The sequence below is a fragment of the Streptomyces cacaoi genome, from assembly GCF_006539165.1.
GTDB classification, from domain to species: Bacteria; Actinomycetota; Actinomycetes; order Streptomycetales; family Streptomycetaceae; genus Streptomyces; species Streptomyces cacaoi.
In genome coordinates this window covers 1-16,808 of record NZ_BJMM01000028.1, presented here as the reverse complement: position 1 = coordinate 16,808, position 16,808 = coordinate 1, and the positions used below count along the sequence as shown (strand labels likewise).

Below are 16,808 nucleotides of genomic sequence, written 5' to 3'. Positions count from 1 at the left end.
GAAGGCGCCGTAAGGGAGGCGCGGTACGGGGGGTGCCGTACGGCCTGGTGAGCCCGGCGGCGGACACGGCGACGGGCGCCCCGCCACTGCGGCGGAGCGCCCGTCCGTCCGTCTGTCCGTCCCGCTCAGGCCGGGGACGGGGGCGCGGCGCGCTCACTGGGAGCGGGCGCCCGGTACCTCGGCGACGCGCTGGCCCGGCTCGGGCGGCGCCTTCTCCCGCAGCGCCTGCATCATCGCGGCGGCGGCGTGCCGCGGGGTCATCTTGACCGTCCCGGCGCCGCCCTCGATCACGACGTTGTCGAAGGCGTTGCCGTAGGTCGCCTTGAGCTTCCGGGTGTCGATGTGCGGCTGGAGCTTGCCGCCCCCGTCGACCATGGTGAGGAACGTGCCGATCGTCTTCTGGCTGAACGGCACCTTGACATCGCCTGCCTTCAGCCAGACCCAGCCGGACATCGCCGTGCGCCCGAAGCCGTTCACCGCCTGCTGGAGTTCGGCGTCGCTGAACTTCGGCTGCTGCCGCCCGCTGACGGGCAGCTCCACCGGCTCGTTCTTCCCGGTGGTGGCGCGCTTCCTGAACGCCTCCTCCAGCGCGGCGGGCGCCTTGTCCATGTCGACGCTCTGATGCGGCTTGCCCTTGACCGCCCGGGCCTTGCCGCCCTTGAAGGTCACCATGCCGTCGCCGCCGTCCCCGCTCTGCGCGACGGCGGTCCGCAGGGCGGAGCGCATCTTCGCCTCGTCGACCTTGACGGCCGGTTCGGCCTTCCGCTCCTGGCCGAAGAGCGAGCCGATGACGGAGACGGGGTTGTAGTCCCGTCCTGCGGCGTTCCGCACGGTGGCGTCCGTGTCGAAGGTGAGCCCGGCCACGCTCGGCTTGAGCTGCGCCTTCTGGCCCGTCGCCACCACGGTGAACGGCTCGGTCGTCCGCGCGCCGAGGCCGTCCTTGAGCTTGTTGGTGGCCTCGTGCTTGCTCAGGCCGCCGATGTCGACACCGAGCACCGTGGTGCCCTTGGGCACGTCGGCGTGGTCGAGCAGCAGCCCGGTGCCGTAGGCGACGCCGACGATGCCGACGACGGCCGCACCGGCGAGCACGAGCTTGTTGCGCCCGCCCTTGCCCTTCTTGGCCGCGGGCGGCGCCGGTGCCGGCGGGGCGGGCGACGGCGCGGCGGCCGGGGTGCCCGGTCCGGCGGGGGCGCCGGAACCGGCCGGTGCGTCGGGGGCGCCGCCGCTGGGGACGCCGCTGACCATCGTCTTCCCGGAGGCCGGCGCTCCGGTGCCGCCGGGCGCTCCCGGTGCCGCCGTGCCGCCGTCCGGCCCGTCGTCGCCGTACAGCGCCGTGCCGGGCCCGTCGGGCGCGAACGGCGCGGGGCCGGTGCCGAGCCCGAGGGTCGAACCGGCCGGTGCGTCCCCGCGGCCCGCGGCCGCCTCCGGCACGGCGGGCGTGCCCGCGGCCGGGGTGCTGCCCGGCCCGTCCGGCGCGGCGAGCGGACCGGGGACGCCGCCGGAGCCGGGGACGGAGCCGTCGGGGCCGCCGTCCGCCGTGCCGGGGACGGGCGGCACGTTCATGTCACCGGTGGCCGGGCCCGTCGTGGGCCCGTCGGGGCCCCCGCCGAAACCGACGGAGGGATCGAGCAACGGCAGCGCGCCGGTGGCCTCCTGCTGCCCGGCGGCACCGAACGGGCCGCCGCCGAACGGGGTTTCACCGGTCGTGCCCGCGGCGGACCCGTCGGCGTCCACCGCGGGCATCTGCGCGGTCTCCTCGGGGCCGCGGCCGGCCCCGGCCGGTACCGACGCCCCGGAAGAACCGGAGGAACCGGAGGAACCGCCCGGCGAGGAGGCGCCCGAGGACGCCGAGGAGCCCGAGCTCCTGGGGGGCTTGCGCGGTGCGAACCAGTCGCTGGTCCCCTGCGAGAACTGCTCGCCCTTGCCGGAAGTCCCGCCCCCGCCCTGGCCGTTGCCGCGCCCCGAGGACGCGGAAGCCGAGGGGGACGAGGGCGCCGAGGACCCCGACGGGGACGAAGCGCCCGCGGACCCTGGAGCCCCCGTGGAGGCCGAAGCGCGGAGGCCGTCGCCGACCGTCCCGCCCCCGGCCGGGGCACCGGACCCGGCCGTCGCCGCGGCGCCCTCCCTGAGGGACGCCGGGGAGACCGACGACGCCCGCGCGGACCGGCCCGCCGCCGCGCTCCCGGCGCCGGAACCGGAATCGGCGTCCGCCGCCCCGTTCTTGCTCTTCTCCTTGTCCTCGCCCTTGTCGTCGTCGGACACGGGCGTGCGCATCACGACGGGCGGAATGGGCCGCGAGCCGGGGATGTTGATCCGGATACGCGTGGTGAGCGTCGTCTCGGTCTTCGGCTCGTCCGGCTTCGCGCCGGCCGCCGGGTCGGTCCCCTGGTCGGCCTGGTCCACGCCCGCGCCGGAGGCGCCGTACGGCTCGGTTCCCGAGGGGTACGCGGAACCGCCGCGCCTGTGCGGCCCGGAGGACGAACTGTCAGTTTCACGACTCAATGCAGGTACTCCCGGATGGATGCGCCGTCTTCACTGAGTGCCCGAAGGCGGCTCGCCGGCGGCACCACAATACTGGGGGTGCGGAACGCCGGGTCCCGGGCCGCCGAATCCCCCCGAAGGGCTTGCGCGGGACGCCTGTTCAGCGACGCCGGTCCGCCGCCACGGGCGGCGCGGGCAGCGCGAGCGTGGTACACATCACAGCCGCCAGGATCCCGCCGAACAGATAGATGTACGAGGCGATTCCGGCGGCGAACACGAAGTCGCCCTCCGGCCGCGTGGTCGTCATCGCCAGCACCGTGAGCGTCCAGGCCGCGCCCGGCACCCCGGCCCCGGCCTTCGTCCGGCACAGCGTGGCGCCGCCGTGGAACAGGCCGACGGCGGCGGCCAGCCCGAGCAGCAGCCCGAGCGGGAACCAGGCGGCCTGGAACAGCGCGCCGGCCGCACCGGTCAGCACGCCCAGCACGGCGAGGCCGGCATAGACCAGGAACCGGAGGCTCCGCGCGGCCGGGAAGACCGTGCGTCCCGCCGGCTGCCCCGCGGGCGCGCCCGACGGCGCCCCGGTGCCGCCGACGCGGCGCGGGCCGCCGCGTTCCGGCCGGTCGCCGCCGCCGGGCTGCGCCTGTGCCGCGCTCATGCCGCCACCCCCGCGAACAGATCCGTCAGCCCGCCGCCGGTGCCCGTGCGGGCGCCGTCCGCTCTGCGGAAGTACTCGATGCCGCTCAGGGGCTGGCCGAGACCGTTGGAGAGGGCGAAGAACGTGCCGCCGGGGCCGGTGCGCACGGACACCTGGGTGGCGTGCGCCGCCATGGCCGCCGCCTTGGCCCGGGTGTACTCCTCGGCGTGCACCGTGACATCGACGTCGGCGAGGCTCTCGACGACCCCCGGCACGTCGTCGGGCGCGGCGAACCCGGTGTCGCCGGTGAAGCCGGGGAACGGGAAGACCTCCCCGTCGGCGGCGGCAGCACGCAGCTGTGCGAAGCCCTCCTCCAGCACGGGGCGCGGCACACAGTTCCAGTAGACGCGCTCGACGTGGTGCGCCGCACCGCCGGGGCCGGGCTCCCGGGCGTGTTCGACGGCGCGCATGGCCACCCGGTGGGCCTGGATGTGGTCGGGGTGGCCGTAGCCGCCGTCGGGGTCGTAGGTGACGAGGACCTGGGGGCGCACCTCGCGGACGATCCCGGCCAGCAGCCCGGCGGCCTCGTCCACGTCGGCCTGCCAGAAGCAGCCGGGGCGGTCGTTCTGCGGGGCGCCCATCATGCCGGAGTCGCGGTAGCGGCCCGGGCCGCCGAGGAAGCGGTGGTCGGTCACACCCAGCTCCCGCATGGCGTCGGCCAGTTCACCGATCCGGTGGGGGCCGAGCGCATCGTCCCGGTCGGGCGCGAGGTGCGCGAGAGCGGCCGGGATGACCTCGCCCTCCTCACCCAGGGTGCAGGTGACGAGGGTGACATGGGCCCCCTCGGCCGCGTACTTGGCCATGGTGGCGCCCGTGGTGATCGACTCGTCGTCGGGGTGCGCGTGCACCAGCAGCAGGCGACGGCCGGAAGCCGCCGCACCGGGCGAGGTGCCCGGCACCGTGTCCGGCGAGGCCGCCGAAGACGTGGGGCGGGCGGGATCCGCGGGGGGCACTGCGCTCATGCCCCGAGCCTACGATGTCGCACGACCCCCGGCGGAACGCCCGGCACTGCGGGGACCGTGGCCCACGAGCGGCCCACGAGCGGCCCCACGAGCGGCGCCGTCAGAACTTGAGGTCGCCGATCATCCCCGCGACGTTCGAGGTCACCTCGCTGATCGTGGGAGCGATGGACGAACTGGCGAGGTAGAACCCCAGCAGCATGCAGATCAGCGCATGGCCTGCCTTCAGCCCGGATTTCCTGACCAGCAGGATGACGATGATCGCCAGCAGCACCACCGCCGAAATCGAGAGTGCCACGGCGGTTCACCTCCAAGTACGCGCGGTCGGGACAGGATCGGTCATGCGGACAACAGGAACCGCTCGGAACTACGACGAACCAAGACGTACAGCAGCGAGCCCGGACGAGCAACAGCGCAGGTAGTACAACGACGACATCGGCGACAACCACGGCAGGAACGACAGGGACGGCAACGACGACTGGGACGACACGGACGACAGGGACATGACGGCTCGGCTCCGCAGGAGGGGGCCACCGGCTTCATACCCAGCCCCCGCCATGCGCAACGGATCATAATTATCCGTGCGACCGCACGGGTCGGTGCACAGGTGCAGAGGAGGGGCGCATATGCAGTTCCAGCCACCTGTGGCCCTCTTGCGTGACGCCCGGCTCCGGGGCAGCACAGCGGCCGGGGCCCGGGCGCCGGCCCGGGCCGGCGAAGTACGGTCGGCCGCATGGCTTCGACTTTCCCGCAACAGCGTGCGCGTACCCACCGGTTCACACTCGGGGCGCCGCGCTCGTTCACCGTCTCCCCGGACGGCTCACGCGTCGCGTTCCTCCGCTCGCGCCACGGCACCGACCTGGCACATCTCCTGTGGGTGAAGGACCTGGACGACGGCACCGAGCGGCCGGTGGCCGATCCGGCCGTCCTGCTGGAGGGGGCCGCCGAGGAGCTGTCGCCCGAGGAGCGGGCCCGGCGCGAGCGGAGCCGTGAGGGCACCGCGGGGGTGGTCGGATATGCCACGGACAGTTCCGTGGAGTTGGCCGCTTTCGCTCTTTCGGGCCGTCTGTTCGCCGTGGAACTGCGCGCCGGCACCGCGCGCGAACTGCCCACGCCCACCCCGGTGGTGGACCCGCGCCCCTCCCCCGACGGACGCCACATCGCCTACGTCGCCGGCGGCGAACTGCGGGTGGTGGCGGTGTCGGGAGACGCCGGAGCAGTCGGGGAGGCCGGGGAAGCCGGGCAGCACAGCGGGGAGGCGGGCACCGACCGCTGCCTCGCGGCGCCCGAGGCGCCCACCGTCACCTGGGGGCTCGCGGAGTTCATCGCGGCCGAGGAGATGTCCCGGCACCGCGGCCACTGGTGGTCGCCGGACTCCGACCGGCTGCTGGTCGCGCGGGTGGACGACGCGCCCGTCGACCGCTGGTGCATCGCGGACCCGGCGCGGCCGGAGGCGGAGCCCGCCCGGGTCGCCTACCCGGCGGCGGGCACTCCGAACGCCGAGGTGACGCTGCACCTGGTGGATCTCGCCGACGGCGCCCGCACCCCGGTCGAGTGGGACCGGGAGCGTTTCCCCTATCTGGCCCGGGTGCACTGGTCGGCTGACGGGCCGCCGCTGCTGCTGGTGCAGTCCAGGGACCAGCGCAGGGCCCGTTATCTGACAGTTGACACCGAGACGGGTGCGACGACCGTCACACAGGAGGAAGAAGATCGAATCTGGCTGGAACTCTTCGGCGGAGTCCCGGCCTGGGCGCCCGACGGAAGCCTCGTCCGCATCGTGGACCGCACGGGTTCCGAGGACGCCGGTGACGGGGCCGAGGACGCCGAACAGGCGGGCGCACGTGTGCTCATGGCGGGCGCACGGCAGCTCACCTCGGCGCGGCTGCATGTGCGCGCGGTGCTCGACATCGGCCCGGAGGACATCCTCTTCTCCGCCTCGGAGGGCGAGGCGGACGGCCGCCGCACCCCCGGTGACATCGGCGTCCACCGGGTGCCGCTGACCGGCGGCGAGCCGGAGCGGATCGCCGCCGAGCCGGGGGCGCACATCGCCTCGGCGGTGCGCGGTGGCAGCACGCTCGTCCTCAGCCGGGCGACGCCGGAGCGGCCGGGTGCGACCGTCACGGTGCTGAAGTGCCCGGCGGGCGGCGGTTCCTGGGAGCCCGCCGGGGTGATCGCCTCGTACGCCGAGACGCCGGTGCTCACCACCGCGCCCCGGCTGCTGCACACCGGGGACCGCCGTATCCCGGCCGCCGTGGTGCTGCCGCACGGGTACCAGGAGTCGGACGGTCCGCTTCCGGTGCTGATGGACCCGTACGGCGGGCCGCACGGGCAGCGGGTCGTCGCCGCGCACAACGCACATCTGGAAGCCCAGTGGTTCGCCGACCAGGGCTTCGCCGTCGTCACCGCCGACGGCCGGGGCACACCAGGGTACAGCCCCGGCTGGGAGAAGGCCGTCCACCGGCGGATCGCCGAGGTCACCCTGGACGACCAGGTGGCCGCGCTCCACTCGCTGGCCGGCGAGTTCCCGCTCGATCTGACCCGGGTCGGCATCCGCGGCTGGTCCTACGGCGGTTACCTCGCGGCGCTGGCCGTGCTGCGCCGGCCCGATGTCTTCCACGCCGCCGTCGCGGGGGCGCCCGTCACCGACTGGCGGCTGTACGACACGCACTACACCGAGCGGTACTGCGGGACGCCGCAGGACGACCCCGAGGTGTACGCGCGCACCTCGCTGCTGACCGACGCGGGGCTCTCCGGCGTCGAACCCTCCTTCGAGCAGCGGCCGTTGATGCTGATCCACGGGCTGGCCGACGACAACGTGGTCGTCGCGCACTCCCTGCGGCTGTCCTCCGCGCTGTTGGCCGCGGGGCGGGCACACGAGGTGCTGCCGCTGTCCGGGATCACCCACATGGCGAACGACGCACAGGTCGCGGAGAATCTCCTGCTGCTCCAAGTGGGCTTCCTGAAGCGGGGGTTGGGAGTGAGCTGAGGTGCTCGCCGGGGTGTGCGGGCTTCACCTCGTGGCGCCGCGCAGCGAGGTGTCGAGGACGATGTCCTCCTTGCGGGCCGCGGCGGAGAGGGTGGGCTCCTCCGGGTAGTGGCAGGCCGTCAGATGGCCTTCGGAGCTGCCAGGGATGCGGACCAGGGGCGGCTCCTGGGTGGCGCACCTGTCCCGGGCCTTCCAGCAGCGGGTGCGGAAGCGGCAGCCGGAGGGCGGGTCGATGGGTGAGGGGACGTCCCCGGCGAGCCGGATGCGCTCCTTGGCCCCGCGGCCCGCCGCGCCCTTCTCGGTCTCCGCTGCCCCCTCCTCGTCGTCGTCCCGCAGCACGGCCTCGGGGACGGCGGACAGCAGGGCATGGGTGTAGGGGTGCCGGGGGCGCTCGTAGATGTCCCGGCGGTCGCCGGTCTCGACGATCTTGCCGAGGTACATCACGGCCACCCGCTCGGAGAAGTGGCGGACGACCGCGAGGTCGTGGGCGATGAAGACGAAGGCGATGCCCAACTCCCGCTGCACGTGCTGGAGGAGGTTGACCACCTGGGCCTGGATGGAGACGTCCAGCGCGGAGACGGGCTCGTCCGCGACGATCAGCCGGGGCTCCAGCGCCAGCGCGCGGGCGACGCCGATGCGCTGGCGCTGGCCTCCGGAGAACTCGTGCGGAAACCGGTTGTAGTGCTCGGGGTTGAGGCCGACGGTCTCCAGGAGTTCCCTGATGCGCTTCTCCCGGCCGCCGGGCGGGGCGATGCCGTTGACCTCCATGGGACCGCCGATGATCGTGCCGACCGTCTGCCGCGGGTTGAGCGACGAGTAGGGGTCCTGGAAGATCATCTGGATCTCGGAGCGGATGGGCGCCAGCTGTTTGCGGGTGGCGTGTGTGATGTCCCGCCCGGCGTAGGTGATGCGGCCGGCGGAGGGCTCCAGCAGCCGGGTCAGCAGCCGGCCCGTCGTCGACTTGCCGCAGCCGGACTCGCCGACGAGGCCGAAGCTCTCGCCGTGGTGCACCGCCAGGTCGATGCCGGAGACCGCCTGCACCTCGCCGACCTTCCGTTTGAACGGGAAGCCGCCCATGATCGGGAAGTGCTTGCCGAGGTTCTCGGCCCGCAGCAGCGGCTCACCGTCCCGGCCGGGCACCGCGTCGCGCGGCGCCCCGGTCCCAGCCGTCCGCGCTGTTCCCGGCGCCTGTGCCGCTGCCGCCGCTTCCGCTGTGTGCCGCTCCGCCAGGGTGGGGTCCTCGCTCATCGGTGTCTGTCTCCCTGTCCTAGCTGAGCCTGGGCTTGATCTGCTCGGTGAAGAAGGTGTGTTTCTGCTCGGCCGTCAGATGGCAGGCGGCACCCCGGCCGGCGGGCGGTGCGGGGCGGTCCCGGTGGCAGGAGCGGTCGCCGGCGACCTCGTCGGTGAAGGCGCAGCGCGGATGGAAGGGGCAGCCGGGCGGCGGGGCGAGCAGGCTGGGCGGGGTGCCGTGGATCGGCGACAGCTCCTCGCCGACATCGCCGGTCAGCCGCGGCATGGACGTCAACAGCCCCCAGGTGTAGGGGTGCTGGGGCGCGCGCAGCACCTCGCGAACCGCGCCGCGTTCGACGGCCCGCCCGCTGTACATCACGAGGATGTCGTCGGCGATGTCCGCGATGACGCCGAGGTCGTGGGTGATGAAGACGATCGCGGAGCCGAACTCCTGCTGGAGGTCCTTGAGCAGGTCGAGGATCTGGGCCTGGACGGTGACGTCGAGCGCGGTGGTCGGCTCGTCCGCGATCAGCAGGTCCGGGTCGCACACCAGCGCCATGGCGATCATGGCGCGCTGGCGCATGCCGCCGGAGAACTGGTGCGGATAGTCGTCGACCCGGGACTGCGGGTGGGGGATGCCGACCTTGTCGAGCATCTCGATCGCACGCAGGCGCGCCTCGCGCTTGGAGGCCCCCGTGTGCTTGCGGAAGGGCTCGGCGATCTGCCGGCCCACCGTGTAGTACGGCGACAGCGCGGTCAGCGGATCCTGGAAGATCATCGCCATCTTGTTGCCGCGCAGCGTCTCCAGCGTCTTCTCCCGCGCGCCGATCAACTGCTGCCCGTCCAGCAGGATCTCGCCCGCCACCTCGGTGGAGCGCGGGTTGTGCAGCCCGAGCACGGCGAGGTTGGTGACGGATTTGCCGGAGCCGGATTCGCCGACGATGCCGAGGGTGCGCCCGCGTGCGACATCGAAGGACAGCCCGTCGACGGCCTTGACGGTGCCGTCCTCGGTGGCGAAGTGCACATACAGATCGCGCACCGAGAGAAAGGCGTCACCGTCGCCCGGCCGGTCCGGGCCCGGGGCGTCCGCTTCCGTGGTCAGGGTGGTCATGCGCAGGGCTCCTAGGACAGGCGTACGCGCGGATCGATGAACGCGTAGGCGGCGTCCACGAGGATGTTGAAGAGGATGATGAACGTGGCCGCGAAGAGCATCACGCCCATCACCATGGGCAGATCGGTGTTGCGTACCGAGTCCACGGCGAGCGTGCCGAGCCCCGGCAGCGAGAACGTCCACTCGGTGATCATGGCGCCGCCGAACAGCGAGCCGAGGTCGACGCCGAAGATGGTGACGATCGGGATGAGCGAGCCGCGCCAGGCGTAGCGGAAGAACACGAACCGGCCCGACATGCCCTTGGCCCGGGCCGTGCGCACATGGTCCTCCTGGAGCTGTTCGATCAGCGAGGAGCGGGACAGCCGGGTGTAGTTGGCGGTGAAGATGATCTGCACCACGAGCCAGGGGATCAGCAGGCCCAGGAACCAGCCGGCCGGATCCTCGGTGAGCGGCACGTACTTGGGCTGGTCGAGCAGGTCCAGTTGGTAGACGACGAGCGCGAGGACGAGCGGGCCGACGAAATAGATCTGCATCGAGGAGAGCACGAGCGAGGCGGAGCTGAAGACCTTGTCGACGACCGTGCCCCGCTTCCAGGCCGCGATCATGCCGGCGCCCAGCCCCACGACGAGGAAGACGACGGCGCCGCCGAGGGTGAGCGAGACGGTGGTGGGGAACCGGTCGAGGATGGTCTGCCACACCGGGTCCTGGGTGGCGAACGAGTAGCCGAAGCACGGTGCGGGGCAGGCGCCCTGGGCGAAGTCGCGTCCGGCGAAGATGCCGACCATGAAGTGCCAGTACTGGACCGGTACCGGCTCGTCGATGCCCATGTTCTTGCGGATGACCGCGAGCGCGTCCGGCGTGCAGTTCTTGCCGCAGGCCAGCATCGCCGGGTCCCGTGGGACGGCGTAGAAGAGGAAGAAGGTGACGGCGCTGATGACCAGCAGGATCACCAGGGCGCCGAGTGACCTGCGGAGAAGGAATCGCAGCATGACCGATACGCAGCTCTCGTGCGACAGCGGAGGAGGACGGGGAGCGGAGGGGCCGGGCGGCTCCGGCGTGCGCGGGTGCCAAGGCGGCGCCGGAGCCGTCCGGGACGTGCCGGAGGTCCTGGAGACCCTCGCTACTTCTTCACGTACAGCGAGGTCGGCATGAGGTCGTGCAGGGATTCGTCGAAGTAGGCCCCGCCGATCTTCGAGCCGTGCAGCTGGATGGTCTTGTAGTACTGGAGCGGCACGGCGGGGACCTCCGCCTTGAGAATCCTGTCCGCGAGCTTCATCCACTCCGCGGCGGCCTTGTCCGGATCGGTGATCTTCCTGATCCGGTCCATCTCCTGCTGGAACTTCTCGTTCTTCAGATGCGCGTAGTTGGCGGCGCCGTCCTGCACCTGCCGGCCGTCGAAGAGATTCGGCACGACCGTCGAGGCGCTCGGCCAGTCGGCACCCCAGGAGTGGTGGTAGATGTCGAAGCCGTTCTTGATCTTGCCGATCTGGTCGTAATAGGTGTCCGCGATGATGTCCTTCTTCTGGACGTCGAAGCCGGCCTTCTTCAGGTTCTGGGTGGCCGCGACCGAGAACTGCTGCCATTCCGGGGCGTTCTGGTAGGCGAAGGTGAGCTTCATCCCGCTCTTTCCGGACGCCTTCAGCAGCTTCTTGGCCTTCTTCACATCGCCCTGCGGGTTCTTGATCTTCCCGAACGGGTCGGTCGGCTTGTGCCCCACCAGCGTCGGGCTGATGTAGTTGCCCGCCATTTCCGCCGCCCCGGTGCCGCCGAACGCGCCGACGAGCGAGTCGGCCGGCAGCGCGTAGGCGATGGCCTGACGGACCCGCTTGTCCGTGATCCGGTCGGTGTTGATGGCCATGTAGCCCACATAGCTCTGGTAGCCGCTGACCGAGCGCTTCTCGACCTCCGGATTGCTGCGGACCTTCTGCATGCTGGAGGCGTCCACGCTGTTGGTGAACGACGTCGCCGTCCGGTTCTCACCCGAGTCGGAGATCAGCCGCTTCGTGGAGTCCTCGAAGGAGACGCCGAACTGGACGTCGAAGGCGTCCGGGTACTGGTGGCGCTGCGCGTCCGTCTTCGGGTCCCACTCGGTGTTGCGCACCAGCTTCATGCTCTTGCCGGACTTGAACGAGGCGATCTTGTACGGGCCGGAGCACAGCGGCTTCTTGTCGTACTTCTCCTTGGTGTCCTTCTTCGCGGAGACCACGCCGTAGCCGGACATCGCCAGCGCGTAGGGCACCTCGGCCTGCGGCTGCTTGAAGTGGAAGACGATCGTCTTGTCGTCCGGTGTCTCCAGCATGCTGTCCGGCAGATGGTCGCCCTTGTACGGCCCGTCGGGCAGCGACTTGCGGGCCTCGGTGCCGCCCTTACCGGTCATCCACTCCTGGAGGAAGGTGGGCCCCTCGGTGATGAACGGGGCGAAGGTCCGCTCGATGGTGTGCCGGATGTCCTTGGAGGTGATCTCGGATCCGTCCTCGAACCGGATCCCGTCCTTCAGCTTGTACGTCCAGGTCTTCCCGCCGTCCGACTTCTTGCCGCTGTCGGTGGCCAGATCGCCGACGACCGAGTACGAACCGTCCTTGTTCCTCTTGTAGTTGGTCAGCCGGCGGTGTATCAGCGTGGACAGCGAGATCTCGTCGCTGACATATATCTGCGCGGGGTCGAGGTGGGAGAACGTGTCCCGCTGGAGCATCTTGATCGTGCCGCCCTCGCGTGCGCCCTCCACCTCGGGCGCCGGGCCCTTGGAGGCCGCCGCGTCGGCGAAGCTGTAGGAGATGTCCTTGCCCTGCTTCTTCGCCTCGGTCTCGCTCTGTTCGTCACCGCCGCCACCGCTGCTGCATCCGGTGAGGAACAGGACGCCGGCGGCGAGAGCCGCGAGAGCGGACCTCGCCGTGCGTGTGCTCACTGCGCTCATGGTGATGGTGCACCTGCCTGTCGGTTGTCCGTAGCTGCCTGACTGATGCGGTACGGGGGATGCGCCGCGGCCCCGCGGAGCCCGGCCGCACCCCGCCGCGCGGTCGGTGGTGCTCAGCGGCCCGTCTTCGGATCGAAGGCGTCCCTGACCGAGTCGCCGAGCAGGTTGAAGGCGAGGATGAAGATCACCATCGCGCCGCCCGGGAAGAACATGTAGGTGAGGTCGCTTTGGTAGACCTCGGCGCCCTTGGCGAACATCCGCCCCCAGTCCGGGGTGGGTTCGAGCATGCCGACGCCGAGGAAGGACAGCCCCGCGATGGCGGTGACGTTGTTCGGCAGCATGTAGGTGGCCTGCACCAGGATCGGTGTGACCAGGTTGGGCAGCAGCTCCTTGCGGATGATCCGGGCCGGGGGCGTGCCCGCCACCTTGGCCGCCTCGACGAACTCCCGCTCGCGCAGCGAGAGCGTCTGGCCGCGCAGCAGCCGGGCCAGCGTCATCCAGCCCAGCAGCCACATGACGTAGACGAGCACACAGGCCCGCATCCAGGTGGGCATCTCGTCCTGCGGGTTCACGAACAGGGCCATCACCACGGGCGTGAACGCGATGAAGAACAGCTGGTTCGGGAAGGACATCATGAGGTCGGTCAGCCGGCCCAGCAGATAGTCCGTCCGGCCGCCGAAGTAGCCCCCGGCCACGCCGATGACGATCGCGGTGAGCACCGACAGCAGGGTGATGGCGACCGCGAGCGAGAGCGAGGTGCGGATCCCGTAGACGAGCTGTGTGAACACATCGCGGCCGAGCCCGGGTTCCAGCCCGAACCAGAATTCGCCGTCGATACCGCCGTTGGGTTTGATCGGGTACTTGTTCTCGTTGAGCAGGCCGGGGCGGATCTCCCCGTACCGGGTGTACGGATCCTTGCCGTACAGCCAGGAGATCACCGGCGCCAGCGCGGCAATCAGAAAGAACGCGAGCACGATGCAGGCCGATACGACCCCGGTGCGGTCGCGCTTGAAACGCACCCACATCAGCCGTCCCGGAGAGCGCCCCACGAGTTCCTTCTGGGGGTCCTTCACCGGTGGCGCGAAACTCGGATCGGATTTCTCGGGGCCGGGGCTTCCGGCCCCCGGCACCGCGGCCGGGGAAGTACTCGTCATCGCTTTGTGCTCCCGCGCTCACGTATCGCCGGAGCCCGAATCGTTGGGCGATGCGGGCAGGGATGAGCGGACTTTGGCAAGCGCTTTACGGCCGAGTCAAGAGGTGGTCGGAGCACTCGGCCGGGCCGTGCGCTTTCTTGAGCGAAGATTGCGCAGATCGAGGTGCACACGTGCTTGACACCTCGCCCGGCGAGGCCGCACAGCACCACAAAGCAGCACCAACTGCCGCCCCACCCGGGCGACTTGGGCGGAAGGCCGCCCGATATCCGAAGCCGGCGCCCTGAAGTGCGTACGGCCCGGCGGCCCCGCCGGCGGTTCACCACCCGCGGCTTCCGCCGAGCGCGGGGCGGCCACCCGGCCCGCCCGGGTGCTCCGCGCGCCGCATACCGGAACGTGCCGGTCCCATGGGCGGCGGGTGGAAACCGTGCAACGATGACGCGCACGGTCGCAGGTTCGTCACTCTCGAAGCGGACGGCTTGCTGGACGGCGACGATCACGCGTAGACCTGAACCGCACGCGTGATCGACCTGAACAGCACGCACCGTCGTGCACACGCGTCACGGAGCGAACGGACCGCGACACGGCACCCACGGGGGGACCTTCAGGCCATGGGCCAGGACAGCACACTCGCGCGCGGTGCGCGCGTCTTCGGAGCAGCGCTGATCACCGCCCTCGCGCTGGTCAGCCTGGGCTGGATCATCCGCGACTTCGCCACGGCCGAGGCCGTCACCGACGTCTGGTGGAACTGGACCGGCCGGCTCGCCCGCTCCGAGGACGGCGTGTGGACGACCTCGTACATGGAGCCGACGCTGCTGCTGCTCTACGCCGTCGCCGCGACGACCGTCGTCCGCTCCTCCTCGGCCGCCGGGATCCTCACCGGCACCGGCCTGCTCACCGTGGTGCTGCGCGCGCCCGGGCTGTGGAACCTCAACGCCGACTGGATCCAGGGCGTGCCGGACGGGCTGCTGAGCAAGGCGCTGTTCACCACCATCGGCACCGTGGTGGCCGGCGTCGTCCTCGTCGTCACCGCCGTCGCCGGCCGCCGCACCGGGGTGCTGGAGACGCCCCCGCCCCCGGGCTGGGGCCCGGCGGCCCGGACGGAGCCCGAGGAGCCGCCGGCCGGGCCCACCCGCGGCGGGGCCGTCGCGGCCTTTCTGCTGCTGGGCGCCGGCGCGGTGGTCATGGCCGCCTGGGAGATCCGGGACGCCCAGCAGGCCGGCTGGGAGCGCTACCGGAACCTGCTCACCGGTGAGCGCTCCATCGTGGGGCTGCTGGACGTGCCCTCGGGCTGGGCGACCTGGACCGCCGTCGTGCTCGCGCTGGTCGTCGCGGTCGGCGCCCTCTCCTCCGCGGCGTTCTCCCGCCCCCTCGGCCTGATCACGGCGGCGCCCGTGGCCGCCTTCGGTGTCTTCTCCACGGCGTACGCGGTGAAGATGAAGCTGTGGGAGAACTTCGGCAGCCTCGGCATGGAGGGCCAACTGCGGCTGCTGACCGGCCTGTTCGAGATCGTCGTCGGGCTCGGTGTGCTGCTGGCGCTGGCCCGCGGCGAGCGGCAGGCACCGCGTGCGCTGCCCCGCCTCCACTCCGGCGGCGTGCCCCAGGGGGCGCCCCCGGCCCGGTAGCACCGGCCCGGGGAGGCGAGCGGACGGGGCAGCGACGGCAGACGGGGCCGGCAAGGGCAGGGGCGGGACAGCCGGAGCCGACTAGACCGCCGGAGACAGCAGCGGCCCGCCGGGGATCAGCCGCTGACGCCCGGCGGCACCACGGCGGCACGCTCGGCGGCGAAGTGGCAGGCCGAGGGGTGGTGGACGGCCTCGCCGGGGCGCGAGTCGGCGAAGTTCTCCGGCACCGCCAGCAGCGGTTCCTCCACGACGCAGCGGTGCTGGGCCTTCCAGCAGCGGGTGCGGAAGTGGCAGCCGGAGGGCGGGTTGGCCGGCGAGGGCACATCGCCCTCCAGCACGATCCGCTCGCGTTCCTGCTCCGCCTCCGGATCGGGCACCGGGACGGCGGACAGCAGCGCCTGCGTGTACGGGTGCGTGGGGTGCTCGTAGATCTGTTCCTCGCTGCCGATCTCCACGATCTTGCCCAGGTACATCACGCCGACCCGGTCGGAGATGTGCCGGACAACGGACAGATCGTGCGCGATGAAGACATAGCTCAGCTCGAACTCGTCCTGGAGCCGCTCCATCAGATTGATCACCTGGGCCTGGACGGAGACGTCCAGCGCGGAGACCGGCTCGTCGGCCACGATGATCTCCGGCCGCAGGGCCAGCCCCCGGGCGATCCCGATGCGCTGGCGCTGACCGCCGGAGAACTGGTGCGGATACCGGTTGATGTACTCCGGGTTCAGCCCGACCACGTCCAGCAGCTCCTGCACCCGGCGCCGCCGGTCGCCCTTCGGCGCCACGTCCGGATGGATGTCGAACGGCTCCCCCACGATGTCGCCGACCGTCATCCGCGGGTTCAGCGACGTGTACGGGTCCTGGAACACCATCTGGATGTTGCGGCGCACGGCCTTCAGCGCCCGGCCGGAGAGGCGGGTGATGTCCTCGCCCTTGTACCGGAGGGTCCCGGCCGTGGGCTCCTCCAGGTGCGTGATCAGCTTGGCGACGGTCGACTTGCCGCAGCCCGACTCCCCCACCAGGCCCAGCGTCTCGCCCCGGTGCAGATCGAAGGAGACCCCGTCGACCGCCTTGACCGCGCCGACCTGCCGTTTGAAGACGATGCCCTGGGTGAGCGGAAAGTGCTTCACCAGATCCCGGACCTGGAGGATCGGCTCCCCCGCCGCATACGAGGTCTCCGCGTGCGCCCGGGCCATCAGATGCTCGGCGGCCTGCCCCTCCTCCCGGGCCTCCCGGCGTCCCGAGTGGTCAGCGTGCATCGAACATCTCCTTCCAGAAGTGGCACGCGCTGGCCCGCTCCTCGCTGACGGTGTACAGCGGCGGCTCGTCCTTGCGGCACACCGGCCGCGCCATGGGGCAGCGCGGATGGAAGGCGCAGCCCGGCGGGATGGCCAGCAGGCTGGGCGGCAGCCCCTTGATGGCGTCGAGTTCGTGCCCCTTCTGGTCCACCCGCGGGATGGAGTCCAGCAGCCCCCGGGTGTACGGGTGGGCGGGCGCCGCGTACAGCTGCTTGACCGGGGCCGTCTCCACGATCCGGCCCGCGTACATCACCGCGATCCTGTCGGCGACGTCGGCCACCACGCCGAGATCGTGCGTGATGAGCACCAGCCCCATCGTGTACTCGCGCTGGAGATCGGCGAGCAGCTCCATCACCTGT

At 71.6% G+C, this 16,808-nt stretch carries 13 protein-coding genes; 2 read left to right on the top strand and 11 right to left on the bottom strand.

Going from position 1 to position 16,808, the window contains the following annotated elements; all coding sequences use genetic code 11:
- Positions 1-153: 153 nt before the first annotated feature.
- The 4 genes from SCA03_RS23165 to SCA03_RS23150 all read right to left on the bottom strand — a co-directional run bounded on the left by SCA03_RS23165 (position 154) and on the right by SCA03_RS23150 (position 4,432).
- Positions 154-2,502, bottom strand: coding sequence for a hypothetical protein (locus SCA03_RS23165; RefSeq protein WP_086815667.1), 2,349 nt, complete (start codon positions 2,500-2,502; stop codon positions 154-156).
- A 139-nt stretch (positions 2,503-2,641) separates the two neighbouring features.
- Positions 2,642-3,136, bottom strand: a complete 495-nt coding sequence (locus tag SCA03_RS23160) for a DUF6113 family protein (protein WP_223123992.1) — start codon at positions 3,134-3,136, stop codon at positions 2,642-2,644.
- On the bottom strand, positions 3,133-4,137 hold the full coding sequence (gene mshB / locus SCA03_RS23155; RefSeq protein WP_141275630.1) for an N-acetyl-1-D-myo-inositol-2-amino-2-deoxy-alpha-D-glucopyranoside deacetylase: 1,005 nt from the start codon (positions 4,135-4,137) through the stop codon (positions 3,133-3,135). Before mshB ends, SCA03_RS23160 begins: the two co-directional genes overlap by 4 nt.
- 100 nt (positions 4,138-4,237) lie before the next feature.
- Entirely contained in the window at positions 4,238-4,432 is a 195-nt protein-coding gene (locus SCA03_RS23150; protein WP_030883441.1) for a DUF2304 family protein, read from the bottom strand.
- A gap of 435 nt (positions 4,433-4,867) precedes the next feature.
- On the opposite strand from SCA03_RS23150, the gene SCA03_RS23140 reads away from it, so the two are divergent.
- Positions 4,868-7,120 (top strand): S9 family peptidase, encoded by a 2,253-nt coding sequence (locus SCA03_RS23140; RefSeq protein WP_086814516.1) that lies wholly within the window; start codon positions 4,868-4,870, stop codon positions 7,118-7,120.
- 24 nt (positions 7,121-7,144) lie between these two features.
- On the opposite strand, the gene SCA03_RS23135 is transcribed toward SCA03_RS23140, so the two are convergent.
- The 5 genes from SCA03_RS23135 to SCA03_RS23115 form a co-directional block, all read right to left on the bottom strand.
- Entirely contained in the window at positions 7,145-8,368 is a 1,224-nt protein-coding gene (locus SCA03_RS23135; RefSeq protein ID WP_086814517.1) for an ABC transporter ATP-binding protein, read from the bottom strand.
- Positions 8,369-8,387: 19 nt separating this feature from the next.
- Positions 8,388-9,461, bottom strand: a complete 1,074-nt coding sequence (locus SCA03_RS23130) for an ABC transporter ATP-binding protein (protein WP_086814518.1) — start codon at positions 9,459-9,461, stop codon at positions 8,388-8,390.
- Between the two features lie 11 nt (positions 9,462-9,472).
- Positions 9,473-10,450, bottom strand: a complete 978-nt coding sequence (locus SCA03_RS23125; RefSeq protein WP_030883447.1) for an ABC transporter permease — start codon at positions 10,448-10,450, stop codon at positions 9,473-9,475.
- A 131-nt stretch (positions 10,451-10,581) separates the two neighbouring features.
- Positions 10,582-12,375 (bottom strand): ABC transporter substrate-binding protein, encoded by a 1,794-nt coding sequence (locus tag SCA03_RS23120; RefSeq protein ID WP_030883449.1) that lies wholly within the window; start codon positions 12,373-12,375, stop codon positions 10,582-10,584.
- A 113-nt stretch (positions 12,376-12,488) separates the two neighbouring features.
- Entirely contained in the window at positions 12,489-13,529 is a 1,041-nt protein-coding gene (locus tag SCA03_RS23115; protein ID WP_086814519.1) for an ABC transporter permease, read from the bottom strand.
- Between the two features lie 608 nt (positions 13,530-14,137).
- On the opposite strand from SCA03_RS23115, the gene SCA03_RS23110 reads away from it, so the two are divergent.
- The gene (locus SCA03_RS23110; protein ID WP_086814520.1) at positions 14,138-15,151 is read left to right on the top strand and encodes a hypothetical protein; all 1,014 of its coding nucleotides are present in this window, start codon (positions 14,138-14,140) and stop codon (positions 15,149-15,151) included.
- Between the two features lie 116 nt (positions 15,152-15,267).
- Here SCA03_RS23110 and SCA03_RS23105 read toward each other — a convergent pair whose 3' ends face one another.
- Positions 15,268-16,410, bottom strand: coding sequence for an ABC transporter ATP-binding protein (locus tag SCA03_RS23105; protein WP_030892246.1), 1,143 nt, complete (start codon positions 16,408-16,410; stop codon positions 15,268-15,270).
- On the bottom strand, positions 16,400-16,808 hold a 409-nt coding region (locus SCA03_RS23100; protein ID WP_141275629.1), incomplete at its 5' end, for an oligopeptide/dipeptide ABC transporter ATP-binding protein. The genes SCA03_RS23100 and SCA03_RS23105, both read right to left, overlap by 11 nt.

What these genes read in the sequence shown, in the direction of transcription:
- SCA03_RS23160 (WP_223123992.1), bottom strand. Translation starts at nt 3,136, where the DNA reads ATGAGCGCGGCACAGGCGCAGCCCGGCGGCGGCGACCGGCCGGAACGC.
- mshB (WP_141275630.1), bottom strand. Translation starts at nt 4,137, where the DNA reads ATGAGCGCAGTGCCCCCCGCGGATCCCGCCCGCCCCACGTCTTCGGCG.
- SCA03_RS23140 (WP_086814516.1), top strand. Translation starts at nt 4,868, where the DNA reads ATGGCTTCGACTTTCCCGCAACAGCGTGCGCGTACCCACCGGTTCACA.
- SCA03_RS23135 (WP_086814517.1), bottom strand. Translation starts at nt 8,368, where the DNA reads ATGAGCGAGGACCCCACCCTGGCGGAGCGGCACACAGCGGAAGCGGCG.
- SCA03_RS23130 (WP_086814518.1), bottom strand. Translation starts at nt 9,461, where the DNA reads ATGACCACCCTGACCACGGAAGCGGACGCCCCGGGCCCGGACCGGCCG.
- SCA03_RS23125 (WP_030883447.1), bottom strand. Translation starts at nt 10,450, where the DNA reads ATGCTGCGATTCCTTCTCCGCAGGTCACTCGGCGCCCTGGTGATCCTG.
- SCA03_RS23120 (WP_030883449.1), bottom strand. Translation starts at nt 12,375, where the DNA reads ATGAGCGCAGTGAGCACACGCACGGCGAGGTCCGCTCTCGCGGCTCTC.
- SCA03_RS23115 (WP_086814519.1), bottom strand. Translation starts at nt 13,529, where the DNA reads ATGACGAGTACTTCCCCGGCCGCGGTGCCGGGGGCCGGAAGCCCCGGC.
- SCA03_RS23110 (WP_086814520.1), top strand. Translation starts at nt 14,138, where the DNA reads ATGGGCCAGGACAGCACACTCGCGCGCGGTGCGCGCGTCTTCGGAGCA.
- SCA03_RS23105 (WP_030892246.1), bottom strand. Translation starts at nt 16,410, where the DNA reads ATGCACGCTGACCACTCGGGACGCCGGGAGGCCCGGGAGGAGGGGCAG.